Here is a 19,199-nt window from a genome sequence, read left to right on the forward strand (position 1 = left end):
TTCATCGAGCATCACTCATTGTTAATTATATGGGGTGTCTTCTATTATTTGCATTTACACATCCGACACACTATTTTAATCGTTACTCTCAGTGGTTTCAGTTTTACAAAGTTAGATTCCGATAAAGACACATGACAACAACATGATTGCTACTTTCATATTTATGCGAAGTTTAGTTTCTAATTGTTTTGACAATCTTTTGCTCGGATAGATATAAAAAATGCCAGTTACCTATGCAAAACCTTATGTCAAATAAAGCGTTACACAAATAACTGGCATCTCAGTCAGTGTTGTAAACCGAGCCGTTAAGACTTGGTATTCTATTGATTATTAATGATGACTAGATCCCCAATCAACAGTATCTGTATGGTGATGATGTTTCGTTGGGTCGTCATGATCTTGATGTTGAGTATGATCAGGCTGAATTGAATGATCCACCACCGGTACGCCATGGTCATCAACACTAGCTGCTGGATCATGGCCTAAAACAACATCAATATCACTCGGTTGATCATGAGCTTGCGCATGATGCTGAACATCAATTCCTAGCTGATCTAAATAAGCACTGGCTCCCGCACTATGGTGATCTGATGAACTGTCGGCTAAGGCATTTAGATCAATTTCTGGAATGTCTTGAGGGGGTTCGTCGGCGCTTTGATGGACATATTCGATATTATTGATTGTACCTACATGGTTACCCTGAACCGAAAAGTCCCAAGTCAACCCATCACCGACCTGAACTCCCCCCTTTTCAAGATGTCCCTCAAAATGTAAATCAACTATTCCATCAACCGGAACCTGAACATGTAACCCTTTAAGATCACTCTCTGAAATAGCAATATGTGACCCATCAATTGGCTTCAGCTCTACACCTGCTCCGTTGTAAATCTTAAATCCTACAGGGTGGCCACCTGTCGTGCCCCCAGTGAACTCTAGAGTTACGACTCTCTCACTACCAGAGATAGGTGAGGTAGTATGTAAGAAAGTATCAGTGTTTAGCATATATGTTTCAAAATGATTTAGCATTTGGTCTTGATGAACCGCACCATGGGACGACAAATAGGTCTCTCCAGTACCAAAGATAATACCTTTTAGTCCATGTAAGTTATGTATAATTACTTTTTCAGACCCTACAAGTTTGACGCCCTGATCTAAAATATAGCCTTGTTTTGCGTTTCCATTTATCGTTTCACCAAAATTATAATCGTGGGGTCCGCCCTTTAAATATAAATAGAAGTTATCACCAGTAACATCATTAATAATACCCACTGTATCCGTCAGTTCAACAATACCATCACCAGCTTTAAAGTTATCACGATCTATTTTTGCAACATCAAAGCCAGGACTTTGACTAGTTATTTCCCTGTGTTCATCAATGGTGACTTCATGCCCATCAATAATCAGGTGTATGTCATGATCATTGGTCTTAGATGTAGACATTGAACTATGGACAATTCCAGATGCATCACCTTTTGTTATATTTGTGTTTGAACCGATTGGAGCATAAACTAGTTTAGGCTCTGGTTTAATTGTTGTTCTCACACTATCAGAATCATGAGTATTGCCAGCTTTATCAATAGCTTCCGCAACTAACTCATGTGTCCCCTCTCCTAATATATGCGCATGCGCTTTGCTAGACATATCGTATTCATAATGACCACCTTTATTAGCCAATACAGAACCAAGCTCAACGTTACCATCTTTAATAACTACTATAGAGCCCGCTTCCGCTGTCCCTGTTAGTTTTGGACTCGCATTGTTGTTATTAGCATTGTGGACAGATAGTGTTGGTTTGGGGGTTTCAGTATCAATTGTCACATCATATACTTTTGAAAGCGCTTGATTACCTACATTATCTGTAACCTGAGCCCTAATATGATGAACACCTTGCGTTGTCAATCCAGTGCCACTTGGCGTACTAAAGCTCCAACGCTCATGATCTTCCCTCTGTGCAAGCCCTAGCGAAATATTGCCATCAAAAATCTCAACTGACTTAGCATCAATATCTACACCTGTTATTGAAAATGTAGGAGTCACATCCTTCGTAATATGATCTGAGTCACTGCCAATATGAGTAGTACTTGAGGCAGGATCTTGTCCAAATGTATCTGAAGTTGGAGTCAAAGAAATTGTTGGTGTATGCAGTGTCGTATCAACATAATAAGCGTGTGTTGTCATATATGAGCTTTTATTTCCAGCCTTATCTGTTGTTACAACTTTAGCCACGACATTTGTATCGGCTTTCAGATCTGAACCCGCAACATCAACACTAAAATGACCTGTACTATCAACCTTACCTTGGGTTGCAACGCTATTCACGGTTAATATCACCGTATCTCCGTCTTGGAAACCTCCAGTAACAGTACCACTAACCACAACGGTACCACCCGCTTCAACGGCATTGAGAATATTATCAGTAGTAATAGGATCAACAAGAACACTCGAAGTTGGACCTATGGTATCAACCTGTTGAGTATCTGTGTCTACACTCACATTGCCCACAGAATCTTTTGCTATCGCTGTAACTAATAGCTCTCCTTGAGCTAAAGGAGATAGGTGAATTCCGGTAATTATAAAGTGGCCAGTTGTATCCACATGAGCCTGAGCAGTTAAGTCATGCGTACGATGTTGACTATCCATCACTATCAGGCTTTCTAGAGTTGCTGATGGATCAATGCTACCTTCAATTCTTATGCCACTGGCTGCCTCTTCGTGATTGATCACACCATCACAATTACCACCATCTGTTAGAGATACCATTGTTTTTACAATAGTAGTGTCAAGTGTTGATGTATCGACGGCTTTACTTACATTTCCTGCATTGTCCTTAGCCGTTGCAGTAACTGACAATGAACCGGATTCGAAAGAAGAATCAACTACCTGATGAGTAATAAAGTGCCCATTTTTTTCTACAGCCACATTACTCGTTAAATCAAGTTCATGACCTTTACTGTCAGTAATAATAAGACTTTCTAAAGTTGCTGATGGATCTATATTACCTTCAATCCTTACACCCTGCGCTGCTTCTGTTTGGTTAACCACACCATCACAATTACCACCGTCAGTTAGAGACACTTGTGTATCAATTATGTCTGTGTCTACTATGAAATCATGGCTACCTGTAGCAGTAAACGAGTTACCGTGTATATCTGTGCCTTTTACCGTAGCTGTAATCTGGTGTACACCTTGATGTTCCTTAAGTTCATCCGCAGGAACATCAACACTGAAGCCTAACTGACCATTAACATCAATAACACTGCTTTGATGCTTGTGGCCATTAACTTCAACTTCAATACTGTCACCTACATTCGCATCACCATTAACTATGCCAGTTACTGTAATATCGCCTGTTGTATTTTTGTTGATAATCCCAGCCGCTAGCGGATTCACGATGACATTCGCACTACTACTTAAATCAACATTTATGCTACTGCTCGCCTGTGGTGCAACATTGCCGGCTTTATCAGATACGTCAGCAGTGATCGTCAGTGAATGACCATCATTGAGGCCTGTCAAATCAGCTTTATCTACCACTGCACTCCACTTACCATCAGTAACGTGACCATGATAATCCTGACCATTAAAGTGTACCGTAACATCTTGTCCATTTTCGATACCCGTAGTGGTACCAGAAATCTCTAAGTCTTGTCCTTGCTCTATGTGGTTTATAAAGCCATCAGCAGCTAAGCTACTATTAATTTTTATCGTACCTGCAGTTGTATCAACGTCGACTTGTTCAGATGTTTTCCCTACATTACCGGCTGCATCTGTCACGGTTGCAATAACATCAGTTTGACCATCAGGTAAATCTTGTTGTAATGCCCCTTTTGCTAATACAAAATCACCATGAGCATCTGTTGTTACTTTGTATGTATGTGAATCACCTACAATCTGAATTTCTACTTCTGTACCCGCAGGAATAAGTATCGGCGACTTAACATCAACATGACCAGAAATAGCCGGACGCGGATCATTACCAAAAGCAATTGAGTCTAACGTGACTATAGGTATATCTGTCGCAACAGTATAAGTATGGGTATCTGTGTCTGAGCCTGTATTTCCAGCTGCATCTGTAGTAGTAATTTGAGCTTCAAGGCTGGTGTGACCTATCAAGTCATTACTTGGTACATCAATACTAAAGTGACCAGAGCTATCTACAGCACCTGAATATGAAGTGGTACCAATCGATACTGTAACCGTGTCACCCGAGTTAAATTCGCCTGTTACTTCGCCTGTAATAGGTACAGTTACTTGCTGAGATTCAACGCTATTGACAATATTATCTGTCGTTACTTCTTCAATATGAATAGATACGGAAGGTGGTGTCAGATCCGCTGCAGGAGCAATCTCAGTTGTAACAGCAGATACATTTCCAGCATTATCAATAACACTAGCTTCGACCCTTTCTCCAGGCTGAACCTCAATAACAACTTCCCCTAAATTCACAATATCTTGAGTGAGAGGCACAGGTTTGCCATTTACAGTTAGCGTATCCTGAATAGTTGTATCTGGAGACAACATTATCGTCGCCTTAATTGTTCCATCAGGACCAACTTCATTTGCATTATATATGTGAGGATTACCCTGTTGCCCTTCAAAGGTAATAATTGGAGCGCCAACTTGTGTATCTACGCTGTAGTCATGTACCGCCGTTCCATGACCAGGATTTCCGGCAGCATTTTGAGTATCCATATGAAGCTGAAGACTGGTCTGTCCTAGCAACTCTTTAGTAGGAACTGGAATACTGAATTTACCAGACGAATCAACAACACCTGTGGCTGAAGGAATATTGTCAATAACCACAATATCGCCGCTATTAAAGTCCCCCTGAACTGTACCTGTAATTAATTGAGTCGAGGTTCCTGCATTTATATCAGCCAATGAACCAGCTTCAATTTGATTAATAATATTATCGCTAGTAATGCTATCTACATTTATCGTTACTTTAGGTGTTTCCAGATTCTCAGATGCTACCTGCACTGTGGCAAGCTCAGATACATTCCCTACTTTATCTGAAATACTCGCAGTCACTGTTGAACCTGGTTTAACTTCTGTCATCACCTGACGAGTAGAAATATCAGTTGCAGTTAGCATGCGGTGCGCATTATTAATCGTTAATATGTCACCAACAACGGCATCAAGCGGAATATCAATCGTTGCAGTTACAGTCCCCTCGGAACCTACTTCTTGGATATTATAAGTATGATCAGACCCTGCAGATTCAAGACTAATAGACGGCTTACCAACTTGTGTGTCGACACTGTAATCATGCGTAGTTGTTGCATGAACTTTATTGCCGGAAAGATCAGACGAATCTATACGCGCTTCAAAGCTAGTGTGGTCTTTAAGAACACTTCCCGGAACTTTTACATTAAAGTTCCCTTTATCTTCGAGTGTACCTGTGTATGTTTGTTTATCTATAGTAACAGTGACCGTATCACCTTGTTTAAAATCACCAGTCACATGCCCCACAACAGAAACATCCTGACTAGATTCAAAACTATTAATGGTATTGTCAACAGTAAGTGCTTCTACATGAATTGCCGCTGATGGCAACGTAACATCAGCTGTCGCTGCAGTCGCAGTAGCTTCGTTTGATGTATTCCCAACATTATCAGTAATACTAGCCGTCACTTTTGAACCAGGCTGCACTTCAAAATCAACATGACCTGCTGAAATATCTTGCGCTGTCAGAGCATAATGCCCATCGACAGTAGCTTGCGATCCTAGAGTAATAGATAATTTTAATGTATCCCCTACTGTCGCATCTTTTGGCAAATCAATTGTCGCCGTTGCCGTTCCATCTGGATTCAGTTCTGCGGCGTTGTAAATACCGTCAGCACCACTATCACTAAAGTTAATAGAAGGGGCGCCAGCGAAAATATCAACGTCTACATTATGCGTCGCCGGAGTTGCTGGATTACCTGCATGATCGCTCACATTCGCAGTGATTGTCTGCACATCACCGTCATGTAATAGCGCTAGATCAGCGCTAGGAACGTTTAAAGTCCACGAATGATCTGCTTTAACATCTGCTGTGTAATGATGGTTATTAAACTCAACATCAACTACTTGGCCTGCTTCAATCCCACTTGTACTACCGCTAATTTTTAAGTCGGAAGACAAGTCTGCGTGACTGATAAAATTATCAATTGATACATTCGGAGTAATCGAAATACTACCTGCATCCGTATCAGCGGTAGGAGCAGTTTCACTAGTTGAACTTGAAACGTTGCCTGCTGCATCTGTAACTGTCGCAGTCACGTCATCCCCAGGATGAACTTCCACTGTGACCCCATCGGTCAAATCATTCTGAGTTAGTGTGTGTTCAACAGGCGAATTACCTTTTATGGTGTAATGCAGCACATCACCAACCTTCGCATCACTGTCCGGTTGGATAGTTGCGGTAATTGTATTAGCGTTGCCTTTTGCCACTTCCAACGCATTATAAATACCGTCTGAACCAGGATCTTCAAAGTGAATACTTGGTGCGTTCGCGTTCGTATCGACTAACAACGAATGTGTAGCTTGTGCCGCCGGGTTGCCCGCCGCATCCGTTACGTCTGCGGTAATGTCTACAGCTTGAGCGTCAGTCAGTTGCGCCAGTGCCGAAGTCGGAATGGTCACACTCCACGCGCCGGCGTGCACATTGCTGGCACCTTGCGTCGTATAATCCTGACCAGCAAAGTGCACTGTCACCACTTGGCCGTCTTCAATATCTTGGGTAGTCCCTGAAATGACTAAATCCTGGCCTTGTTCGGCATGGTTTAGCACATCATCACCGGAAACTTTGTCTTCTATTGCTATGCTGCCCGCCGTTGTATCGGCCTTGGCAACCGTTATCTGAGTTGGCGCTGACACATTACCCGCTTGGTCTGTCAGCGTCACACTGACGCTTGTGCCAGGTTTCAATTCTGTGCTGGTTTGCTGCTGATCAATCTCTGATTGCTTGAGCACGCGATCCGTACCGTCAATGGTTAACGTATCGCCCGCTACCGCATCCGTCGGTAAATCAATGGTCGCCGTTATGGTGCCATTTGCACCCACGTCAACAGCGTTGTACTCACCGCTGGCACTTGTCGGCGTCGGAACATGCCCCACTGGCGAGCCAACCGTCAGATCAACATCTAAATGATGCGTCGCTTGCAGTGCTGGGTTGCCCGCCGCATCCGTTACATCTGCGGTAATGTCTGCAGCTTGAGCGTCCGTCAGTTGCGCCAGTGCCGAAGTCGGAATGGTCACACTCCACGCGCCGCCGTGTACATTGCCGGCACCTTGCGTCGTATAATCCTGACCAGCAAAGTGCACTGTCACCACTTGGCCGTCTTCAATGTCTTGGGTAGTCCCTGAAATGACTAAATCTTTGCCTTGCTCAGCATGGTTTAGTACATCATCACCGGAAACTTTGTCTTCTATTGCTATGCTGCCCGCCGTTGTATCGGCCTTGGCAACCGTTATCTGAGTTGGCGCTGACACATTACCCGCTTGGTCTGTCAGCGTCACACTGACGCTTGTGCCAGGTTTCAATTCTGTGCTGGTTTGCTGCTGATCAATCTCTGATTGCTTGAGCACGCGATCCGTACCGTCAATGGTTAACGTATCGCCCGCTACCGCATCCGTCGGTAAATCAATGGTCGCCGTTATGGTGCCATTTGCACCCACGTCAACAGCGTTATACTCACCGCTGGCACTTGTCGGCGTCGGAACATGCACCACTGGCGAGCCAACCGTCAGATCAACGTCTAAATGATGCGTCGCTTGCGGTGCTGGGTTGCCCGCCGCATCCGTTACGTCCGCGGTAATGTCTACAGCTTGAGCGTCAGTAAGTTGTGCCAGTGCCGAAGTCGGAATGGTCACACTCCACGCGCCGCCGTGCACATTGCCGGCACCTTGCGTCGTATAATCCTGGCCGGCAAAGTGCACTGTCACCACTTGACCGTCTTCAATGTCTTGGGTAGTCCCTGAAATGACTAAATCTTTGCCTTGCTCGGCATGGTTTAGTACATCATCACCGGAAACTTTGTCTTCTATTGCTATGCTGCCCGCCGTTGTATCAGCCTTGGCAACCGTTATCTGACTTGGTGCAGACACGTTACCCGCTTGGTCTGTCAGCGTCACGCTGACACTTGCGCCAGGTTTCAATTCTGTACTGGTTTGCTGCTGATCAATCTCTGATTGCTTGAGCACGCGATCCGTACCGTCAATGGTTAACGTATCGCCCGCTACCGCATCCGTCGGTAAATCAATGGTCGCCGTTATGGTGCCATTTGCACCCACGTCAACAGCGTTGTACTCACCGCTGGCACTTGTCGGCGTCGGAACATGCCCCACTGGCGAGCCAACCGTCAGATCAACGTCTAAATGATGCGTCGCTTGCAGTGCTGGGTTGCCCGCCGCATCCGTTACATCTGCGGTAATGTCTACAGCTTGAGCGTCAGTCAGTTGCGCCAGTGCCGAAGTCGGAATGGTCACACTCCACGCGCCGGCGTGCACTTTGCCGGCACCTTGCGTCGTATAATCCTGACCAGCAAAGTGCACTGTCACCACTTGGCCGTCTTCAATATCTTGGGTAGTCCCTGAAATGACTAAATCTTTGCCTTGTTCGGCAAGGTTTAGCACATCATCACCGGAAACTTTGTCTTCTATTGCTATGCTGCCCGCCGTTGTATCGGCCTTGGCAACCGTTATCTGAGTTGGCGCTGACACATTACCCGCTTGGTCTGTCAGCGTCACACTGACGCTTGTGCCAGGTTTCAATTCTGTGCTGGTTTGCTGCTGATCAATCTCTGATTGCTTGAGCACGCGATCCGTACCGTCAATGGTTAACGTATCGCCCGCTACCGCATCCGTCGGTAAATCAATGGTCGCCGTTATGGTGCCATTTGCACTCACGTCAACAGCATTGTATTCACCGCTGGCACTTGTTGGCGTCGGAACATGCCCCACTGGCGAGCCAACCGTCAGATCAACGTCTAAATGATGCGTCGCTTGCGGTGCTGGGTTGCCCGCCGCATCCGTTACGTCTGCGGTAATGTCCACAGCTTGAGCGTCAGTAAGTTGCGCCAGTGCCGAAGTCGGAATGGTCACACTCCACGCGCCACCGTGCACATTGCCGGCACCTTGCGTCGTATAATCCTGACCGGCAAAGTGCACTGTCACTACTTGATCGTCTTCGATACCCGATGTGGTGCCGGAAATAGTCAAAGCTTGACCTTGTTCAAGCTTATTAAGAACATCATCAACAGCAATTTTTGAATCAATGGCAATGGTGCCAGCGAGAACATCCGCACTGGCCGCCGTCTCGGTGGTCAACGTCGATACGTTACCCGCTTGATCTGTGATGCTGGCAGTAACTGACGCGCCTGGCGACACCTCTTGAGTGATATGTTGAGCACTAATGTCTGTTGCAGTTAATACATGTGCGGTGCGGTCAATGGTGACGGTATCTCCTACCACCGCATCCGCTGGTAAATCAATGGTCGCCGTAATCGTGTTATCCGCACCCACTTCGGCTTGGTTGTACACGCTGTCGGTACCGGTACTTTCAAAGTGAATAGTCGGAGCATTCACACTATTATCAACTTCTAATGAATGCGTCGCTTGCTGAGCCACATTACCTGCCGCGTCTTTCACATCCGCAGTAATAGAAAGAGATTCACCATCTTTGAAGCCGGCTAATTCAGTTTTATCTACCGTCACACTCCACTTACAGTCAGTTACCGTACTTTGATAATCCTGACCATTAAAGTGCACTGTAACAACTTGCGCATTTTCGATACCCGTTGTTGTGCCAGAAATCACTAAGTCTTGACCCTGCTCAACATGATTAAGCACGTTGTCACCAGAGATATTCTTGTCAAAAGAAATAGAACCTGGCGTGGTATCAATATTGCTCGCAACCTTAACTTCAGGCGACGTATTTCCCGCTTTATCCGTAGACGTCAATGTAATGTGATCACCTTCTTTCAAGTCCGTAGAAGGCGTAAAGGAGAACGTACCTTGGCTTCCTACTACGACATGACCCAACTCATTCGTGCCGTCAGTAAAGGTGATCGTACTGCCTACCTCACCTGTACCAGTGATGGTTGGCGTTAAGTCATTGCCCGGTAAAATCGCATCTACCGTTGGCGCGGTTGGCGCTGAGGTATCTAATGTAACGGTGGCAGATGCCGGACTGGTGTTTCCTGCCGCATCGGTAGCAATCGCGGTCACGGTGAGCGTGCCGTCCGTAAATGAATGACCAGTTAAATCCACACCACTTAGTGTAAATTGACCTGTTTTTGAATTAACTGTGACCGAGTGAGGATCGAGGGTCATGACATGTGTTCCGTCACTGATACTCAGTGAAGTCAACTGCTCTGTACCATCGGTGCGGTCAATTGAGCCGCTGATGCTTACTGAGCTCATTTCAGTAGCGTCAATGTCATGGTTAGGGTGATCTACACTACCCACAGTGCCATCGGTCATATCGACTGTCGTTGGCTGAATGCTGGTATCGATGTTGCTCGCAACCTTAACTTCAGGCGACGTATTTCCCGCTTTATCGGTGGACGTCCCCGTAATGTGATCGCCTTCTTTCAAGTCCGTAGAAGGTGTAAAGGAGAACGTACCTTGGCTTCCCACCACCACATGGCCCAACTCATTCGTGCCGTCGGTGAAGGTGATCGTACTGCCTACCTCACCTGTACCCGTGATGGTTGGCGTTAAGTCATTGCCCGGTAAAATCGCATCTACTGTCGGCGCTATTGGCGCTGAGGTATCTAATGTGACGGTGGCGGATGCTGGACTGGTGTTGCCTGCCGCATCGGTAGCAATCGCTGTCACGGTGAGCGTGCCGTCCGTAAATGAATGACCAGTTAAATCCACACCACTTAGTGTAAATTGACCTGTTTTTGAATTAACTGTGACCGAGTGAGGATCGAGGGTCATGACATGTGTTCCGTCACTGATAGTCAGTGAAGTCAACTGCTCTGTACCATCGGTACGGTCAATTGAGCCGCTGATACTTACTGAGCTCATTTCAGTAGCGTCAATGTCATGGTTAGGGTGCCCTACACTACCCACAGTGCCATCGGTCATGTCAACGGTGGTCTGTGCGATGGTGGTATCAATGTTGGTCGCAACCGTTGTCGCCGGAGACTTGTTTCCCGCATTATCAATAGCTGTCGCTGTGATGTGACTGCCTTCGTGCAAGTCAGTTTGTGGTGTGAAACTGAACGTACCGTCTGTACCCACCACTGTTTGGCCTAACGTGTTCGTCCCATCGGTGAAGGTAATGGTAGAACCTGGCTCACCCGTACCGTGCAAAGCTGGCGTTAAATCATTACTTGGTGCGATTGGTGAAATCACTGGTGTATCAATACTATTATCAATGGTCACCAACAACGGCGTTGGCGTATCGATTGCACCCGTCGACGATGGCGCCGTAGCATGTCCTGTTATGTGGTATTGAGTACCATCAACACTGCCTGTAAGACTATGAAGCGGCGCATTAAAATGACCATGCTGATCGGAAGTAGTACGACCGACTTCATTGCCGTTCTCATCGGTAAAAGTTACCACTGAGAACGGTACATGCGTACTGCCTTCTATCACTGGACTCGCGATATTGGTAATGCCATCAGTATGGTCTGTACCGCTATCGGTTGCATCAGTCAGCTGCATACCCGTAATACTGTTAGTTTCAGGTGTCACAGGCGTTGCAACCGGTGGCTGAGTATCTAGCAGTTGTGGCGGTGTTGGTACGCTTGGCGTTAGCACCGCAGGATCGCCATCCTTACTCGGTGCAGTCACTGTGACTTGTGGATCGAATTCTAAATATTTGGTCGAGATTGCGCCGTGATTATCAATGGTGCTGACCGTAAAGACGTCATGACCATGATACACACCATTGCTGTCTACCGTCATACCCGCAACCGAAGCCGCTGGCGTGTAGGTGTATTTACCCGTCGCGGTATCGAGTACTAACTCACCAAACTGACCCTGCATGGTATCGGTTGGGTTTGCTGATGCTTTATCTCCAATAGCGTAAGTGTGCGTATCATTAATATCTACATCTGTATTATCCAAAGTACCTTGAGAATGAGACGCCTTACTTTCAGAGAAAGTTAACACCGGTGCGTCATTAGTACCCATTACCTTAATAATCAAGTTCTGAGGCAGACTCTGACCATTGTGCTTATCGGTCGCAACGATTGGCACCATTAACGTTTCGTGCTCACCTGCCGCTAGGTAGTCAAAGCTCGCATCTGTTGGATCAAGGTGATATGTACCATCAATGTCTAGACTAAATCCATCGTGCTTGAATGTCGTACTGTATTGAGCTTTATCACCGTGATCTTTATCCGTTGAGGTGATTTGACCTGAAATGGCAGCATCACCTTCATTCACTGTTTGTGAAGTAATGTGAGTCACTACTGGTTTATCGTTAGTACCATCAACACGAATGATTAGGTTCTGTGGTTGACTTTGACCTTTATTATTGTCGGTCGCTACCACTGGCACGATTAACGTCTCATGCTCACCTACCGCAAGATGGTCAAAACTCGCATCGGTTGGATCGAGATGATATGTACCATCATTATCTAAAGTAAACCCAGCATGTTTAAAGGTGGTGCTGTACGTTGCTGTATCACCATGATCTAAATCGCTTGAAGTAATTTGACCTGAAATCGCTTTGTCACCTTCGTTCACAGTTTGTGAAGCAATGTGAGTCACTACTGGTTTGTCGTTGGTGCCATCAACACGAATAATCAAGTTCTGTGGCTGACTTTGACCATTCTGCTTATCAGTCGCAATAACTGGCACGATTAAAGTTTCGTGCTCACCTACCGCTAGGTGGTCAAAACTCGCGTCGGTTGGATCAAGATGATACGTACCATCATTATCTAGCGTAAACCCTGCGTGTTTAAACGTTGTACTGTAAGTTGCACTGTCGCCATGGTCTAAATCACTTGAAGTAATATGACCTGAAATGGCTGCATCACTTTCTTTCACAACTTGTGAAGTAATGTGAGTGACCACTGGATTATCGTTAGTACCATCAACACGTATGATCAGGTTCTGAGGTTGACTTAGACCACCATTGTTATCAGTGGCAATAACAGGAATAACTAAGGTCGCGTGCTCGCCTACCGCAAGGTGGTCAAAACTCGCGTCCGCTGGATCGAGATGATAAGTGCCATCGTTATCTAAGGTGAACCCTGCGTGCTTAAACGTGGTACTGTAAGTCGCTGTATCACCATGGTCTAGATCGGTTGAAGTAATTTGACCAGAAATAGCCGCATCACCTTCATTCACCACTTGTGAAGCAATATGGCTCACAACCGGCTTATCATTGGTGCCGTCAATACGAATAATCAAGTTCTGTGGTTGGCTTTGCCCGCCATGATTATCAGTTGCAACCACAGGAATAATTAGCGTTTCGTGCTCGCCTACCGCAAGGTGGTCAAATGCTTTATCCGCAGGATCTATCGTGTATGAGCCATCGTTATGAAGAGTAAAGCCAGCATGCTGATAATGGGTACCATAAGTGACGGTATCGCCATGATCGATGTCTGTCGCTATCACATTGCCATGGACAATCGGCTGGCCTTCATTTGTGGTCATTGACGTGATGTGATTGATCACAGGTGCGTCGTTAGTACCTAGCACTGTGATTTTTACTGTTTCTGATGTGCTAGCCCCTTTTTCGTCGGTGACTGTGACTAACATGCTGTCGGTGTGAGTTTCGCCTTCAGCCAGATCTTGATGGTGCGCATTGTCTAAAGTGTACTGCCACTCACCTGAATTAGGATCTATGGTAAATGAGCCGTAGTGACCTTGAGTATTGTCTGGTGTATAGGTTAAGACAGCGCCATGATCGACATCGGTTGCGGTCACTTGTCCCTGTGCAGAAAGCTTGCCGTCTTCTTGGGTAATGGCGTTTTGCGCTTGGCTAGTAATGACAGGCGCATCGTCAGTACCTTGAACGGTTACGGTAATATCTTGATGCGCAGAGGCACCTGCAGCGCTCGTCACTGTGACATGTAAAACTTCGGTATGAGTTTCACCTTGAGCTAGGTCTTGGTGGTGGCTATTGTCTAATTTATAGCTCCATTCACCTGTGTCTTTATTGAGGCTAAAGTCACCATACTTACCGTGTAAGTTATCTGGCGAAAATGTTAGTGAAGTGCCCTTTTGCGCACTATGGCTGTCTAAAGTGCCGCTTGTGACTAATGTTGTATCTTCGACCACAGTACCTGCAGAAGGAAGCCCTACCACTGGAGGCGTTAAACCTGAACTGTCTTGATTTCCAGCTACGGTATGCGAGGTGACGGTTGGTGTTGATGTATCGGTATGCTGTCCATAGGTGTGGTTAAACGCACCAACGACGGCGACAATAGGCGTCACCTGATTGCCAAATTGGCTAGTATGATGGTAGTGATGGCTGCCGTTGTTTTCTGTTTGATGTTTAGGCTCAAACTCATCACTTACAGTTTTTACTGCGGCATGTGTGACCGGAGTGGGATTAACAACTTGATGCCCTTTGGTTTCAACCGGCACATAAGGTGATTCGTCACCAGCTGTTACAGGCGACACATGATGAGTAATTTCAGAATTAATACCCTTCTCATGCTCTGTGGTAGCGGTGTAATGATAAGAAGGAAGAATTAATGCGTTAGCATCATTACGAGCAATATAACTTTGTGATAAAACAAAGCGGCGCACTTTCTTTGTGCGCGTTGGTTTGCTTTGATTATTTGATACTTCCGTAACTTTGTTACTCTTACCTAAATCAGCCATTTACTTTTCCGTCACTAATCGCACCCAGAGGGTCTGCGATAAAATTCATTGCCATGTCACAAAACTACATCTAGAAATAACTTTCGAATGAAAGTTCATGTAGTCTCGCCTCATAAAATTCTTTAATTCAGTCAGCTAAAAGTATGCGCATTATTTTGAATGCTCGCATTACAATTAGTTACATTTAGTTGATGATCCTCCTACTATATAGAAAACATTGCCCATATACAGCCCTCGTTTTTACAAACTAACTTTCAGTTGCTCAACCGCTTCTCTATTCATGTTAATAGCTCATGTTAATAACAACGCATTAAACCTAGGAATCATTGAGTGCTACACTTGCATTCCAATAGAGATGCTCACTTTCATGAAAAACCATAATACTTTTATTTTTCAGTATCTTAGATAAATGAGAGCAAATAAAAAAATGTAAAAATGAGAAATATAGAACGATGTATTGGTGAGGATGTGCTCTTGCCTCTTTAAATATGAGGCTAGAGCACCGTTAAGAAATGTACAAGTTTCAACCCGCCAAAGAGTATGGGTTGTGAAGGTTAAATGAGAGCAAAAATGTCTTAGCGCAGGAAAGTATTATTTATCGGCTTTTCCTGCTGGCCCCGCTAATTTTGCAAGCCATCGGTTAACAATAAGTGGTGAGCGGTCGTCATCTTCAGCTCCTTCTTTACGTCGAACCGCATCTCGCACCATCATAGCGCCCATCCAGCGTATTGGCTCAGGTGGAAAATGACCTCTAGGGCCGCCCGTCAAAGCACAATTTGCGTACTCATCTTCCATCCCTAATGCCATGGCAGACAAGATTTTGCCGCCGATACGAGTCTGAGCGACGCCATTGCCGGAGTAACCTAAACCATAGAAAATATTCGACTGATTTTTGATATTGCCAAAGAATGGGAAACCCGTTGTTGAGCGATCAGAGCCTCCTGTCCAGTTAAACTCAATCTGTTCACGACCTAAGTTAGGAAACAGTCGATCAAAAGCGCCTTGTAACAGCTCAAAATAATGACTTTGGCAATTAAACATAGGTTCAACTTGGTTATTAAAAGAGAAACGGTTGCCCCCTTTGCCAAGCATCAAACGTCCATCTACTGTATCTCGGTAGTAATGCACAAAAATTCTAGAATCAACAACCGTAACCCCGTCCGAAAGTCCCGACTGCGCAAGCTTATCGCCCAAAGGTTTCGTGATCACCATGTCTGATGACACCACCACTATGCTGTTTTTGAACTGCTTAAATTTGTCCACCATCCAAGCGTTTAGCGCTAACACAACTTTACCTGCTTTTACTGAGCCTTCATGGGTATACACAGTTGCAGGTTCACCATATTCGATGCGTGTCATTTCGCTATTTTCATAGATTTCGACGCCTAACGACAGTGCCACGCGGCGAAGCCCTCTTGCCAATAATGCAGGCTGAACACTGCCGGCAGCTTGCGAGAAGTGCCCTTCTATATTACGAGCAGAGCCCGTATTTTGATTGAGCTGCTCGGTGGATACTTTCCGCCAGCTATTTAGGTCTTCTTTATCGAGTTTCTCTAATGTCGAATCTAGCGCGCCACATTGCGCTGAATTTGTGGCAGTGTAATAAGTGCCGTGTCTTCTAAGACCTGCGTCTATGCCATGCTCTTTACAAAACGCTTCAATCTCAAAAATCACCTGCTCGGATTCTAAGACCAAAAACTTTGCTTGCTCTTCACCAAACATCTTACACATTGAAGAGTATTTAGCCGCCCAAGTCAGCATACAACCGCCATTGACGCCAGATGCACCTGCGCCACAAAAACTCTTCTCTAGTACCACAACTTTGGTTTGTGGTGACTGTTGCTTAATAAGAATCGATGTCCAAAGTCCGGTGTATCCGCCGCCAACAATACAAACATCTGCGTCAATATCTTGATGCAGAGATTCAGATTCTTGCCAATCAGGTTGTTGCTTTGCTTCAGTAATCCAAAAACATGGGTGTGTTTCTACAGACATGTTGTACCTACATTTGAGTAAAACCAATCGTACTAAATAACTGATCATTCTAGCTTGTTAAAATACTTGATAACGGCGTTAGAATTTTTGATTGTAGAATAACTACTTATCAAAAAATTCTGCCTTGTTCTCGAGCATTTTTCCTGCGCTAGCTCTGTTCACTTACTTAGCGTGATTGGTATGATTTTTAGTCGAATCGCCTTGGTATAGGCGTAAAAAAGGCTTCCGTGTGGAAGCCTACGGGTCTTTAAAAGCCAGCGATTATTTCAACAATATTAATCCACTAGCTTAGATGCCGACTCAATGCAGATAGCATCATGTCGCCAATATTCTAAATCGCAATCAATCAAACCAGCGTGCTTATCATAGTTAAGACGTTGCACTAACATCGCAGGCGTTCCCGCTGTGGCTCTGAGTTTTTGTGCCACGTTGCCAAACAATGAGGTTGTACTCACCCGATAACGGATCTCTGCGTAACGTACGCCAAACTGCTCACGATAAATATCAGTCAAAGACGATGATAAATCGCAGTCGAGTAAGGTTGGTGTTAGTGCTGGTATCACATAGTTCTTCACAAACATAACCGGACGCTGCTCTAAATAACGCACACGCTCTACTTGAAATACATCAGAAAATGCCGGTAAACCTAGCAATGCCGACACATGTTTATCTGCCAGCACACTTTTGGCACTGATCAATTCGGTCAATGGCTCACGGTTTTGTAATTTCGCCATATCGGCAAAATTGAGCGCAAGCGTTGGGTCATAGCGCAATGGCGCAGGTGAAATAAACCAACCTCGACGATCTTCTCTGTATATTCTGCCCTCAGCTTCAAGCAGAGATAAAGCCTCGCGCAACGTCACGCGAGTCGTATCAAAAAGCTCAGCAAGCTTTCGCTCAGCGGGCAATTTTTGTCTTGGGCTAAGTTGTCCTGACTCAATTTGTTCTACGATAACGTCTTTAATTTTTACGTACTGCACTGATTTTCCTTTTATCGTTTTCGCCAGGCTTGTGTTTTCTTTCCTAGTAACTTATCCAAGCCAATATGTACTAGCTTTGCCACTGCGGCTGAAATCATGATCATTACTGCCATTGCCGCCGCTGCGCCAGTTTGGCCGGTATCGTCCATATTTAACACTGAAACAGACGCTGGGATGGTGTCGGTAGAGTATAAGAATACTACCGCCGAGGTCGTGGTTAAAGCGTTGATAAATAAGTATATCGCAATATCTAATACCGCAGGTAAACAAACTGGAAGTGTCACCTTAAAAAACAATTTATATTGCGGTAATTTAACCGATGCTGCGGTTGATTCAATTTCAGCAGGAATTTGTTTCAATGCTGTAATCGCGGTCATATGCCCAACGGTATAATAGTGAACCACCGTATTCACCACCAAAAATGCCATGGTGCCATACAAAAAGTTTAACGGGTTATTCGCATCATTAAAGTAAAAGATGTAGCCCAAGCCCAGCACCATTCCTGGTACAGCCATAGGAATAACACTGACCATTTGCATTGCTTGGCGTAAAGGCGCAAAACCGCGTCCTTTTTCAATGCAATAAGCACCAATGAAGATAATCACCGTACCAATAATTGCAGCCCAACCTGCCAAAGTAAGGGAGTTGTAATAAGGGTTCCAGCCATAAGTGCTCAGTTCGCTAAAGTTATAATTACTTAAAGTCAGTGCCTTATTCCACGGCCAGAAAGTGACTAAAGAGCCATACACCGCCATTCCCAAAACAGCCAACACAGCAATACTGATGGTGATGCAATACAGCAAACACAGTCCGTCACGTAGCGCATGAGGCTTTGGTTCGTAGGCGACAGAGCGCGTATCAAATAAGTTCTTTTGTTTCTTTTGCACCCAGCGATCCACCGCGAACGCAAATACCGCAGGCAGTAGCAACAAAATACTGGTAACGGCACCCATAGCAAAGTTTTGCTGGCCAACAACTTGTTTGAAGATATCGGTTGCCAACACGTTGTAGCTACCGCCAATCACTTTCGGCACACCAAAATCACACACTACCAGTGTAAAGACCACAATTAAGGTACTAATGACGCCATATTTTGCTGCAGGCAAAGTGACGATAAAAAAGGTTTTTAATGGTGAGGTTTTTAACGCTCGGCTTGCTTCATATAAGCGTGCATCCGAGGTGCGCAAAGAAGTAATTAATATCATCAATGCGTGCGGGAAAGTCACCTGCCTAGAGCAATGGCTAGAACAGCACCCTAACTATAAAGAGCATCACATCGTGTTTTATTCTGATTCTATTAACGATAAGCCCATGTGTTTGCGTGCCGATAGCACATTTGTGGTCAACCCTTGCCCGCAACTTGCCATCGCCGCGCACATCAATGGCTGGCCAGCATTAAACTGGGCTCTATAAGGCAATGCATGCTTGCTTCACCTAGAT

The 19,199-nt window shown here is 45.2% G+C and carries 4 protein-coding genes and 1 pseudogene; 1 reads left to right on the plus strand and 4 read right to left on the minus strand.

What is annotated here, in order from left to right:
* Positions 1-330: 330 nt before the first annotated feature.
* From QV280_RS16375 to QV280_RS16390, 4 genes and pseudogenes are all read right to left on the minus strand, one after another.
* Entirely contained in the window at positions 331-14,784 is a 14,454-nt protein-coding gene (locus tag QV280_RS16375; RefSeq protein ID WP_152820079.1) for an Ig-like domain-containing protein, read from the minus strand.
* Positions 14,785-15,375: 591 nt separating this feature from the next.
* On the minus strand, positions 15,376-16,779 hold the full coding sequence (locus QV280_RS16380) for an FAD-dependent oxidoreductase (RefSeq protein WP_152820080.1): 1,404 nt from the start codon (positions 16,777-16,779) through the stop codon (positions 15,376-15,378).
* 275 nt (positions 16,780-17,054) lie between these two features.
* Positions 17,055-17,759, minus strand: a complete 705-nt coding sequence (phnR, locus tag QV280_RS16385) for a phosphonate utilization transcriptional regulator PhnR (protein WP_261824902.1) — start codon at positions 17,757-17,759, stop codon at positions 17,055-17,057.
* An 11-nt stretch (positions 17,760-17,770) separates the two neighbouring features.
* Positions 17,771-18,982, minus strand: a pseudogene (locus tag QV280_RS16390) (putative 2-aminoethylphosphonate ABC transporter permease subunit); the annotation flags it as partial.
* Between QV280_RS16390 and QV280_RS16395 the strand changes: the two are divergent.
* Positions 18,939-19,172 carry a hypothetical protein gene (locus QV280_RS16395; protein ID WP_172972788.1) on the plus strand — a complete coding sequence of 78 codons (234 nt, stop codon included), beginning with the start codon at positions 18,939-18,941 and terminating at the stop codon, positions 19,170-19,172. The pseudogene QV280_RS16390 and the gene QV280_RS16395 overlap by 44 nt on opposite strands.
* The last annotated feature ends 27 nt before the right edge of the window (positions 19,173-19,199 follow it).

The organism is Vibrio sp. B1Z05 (assembly GCF_052955985.1).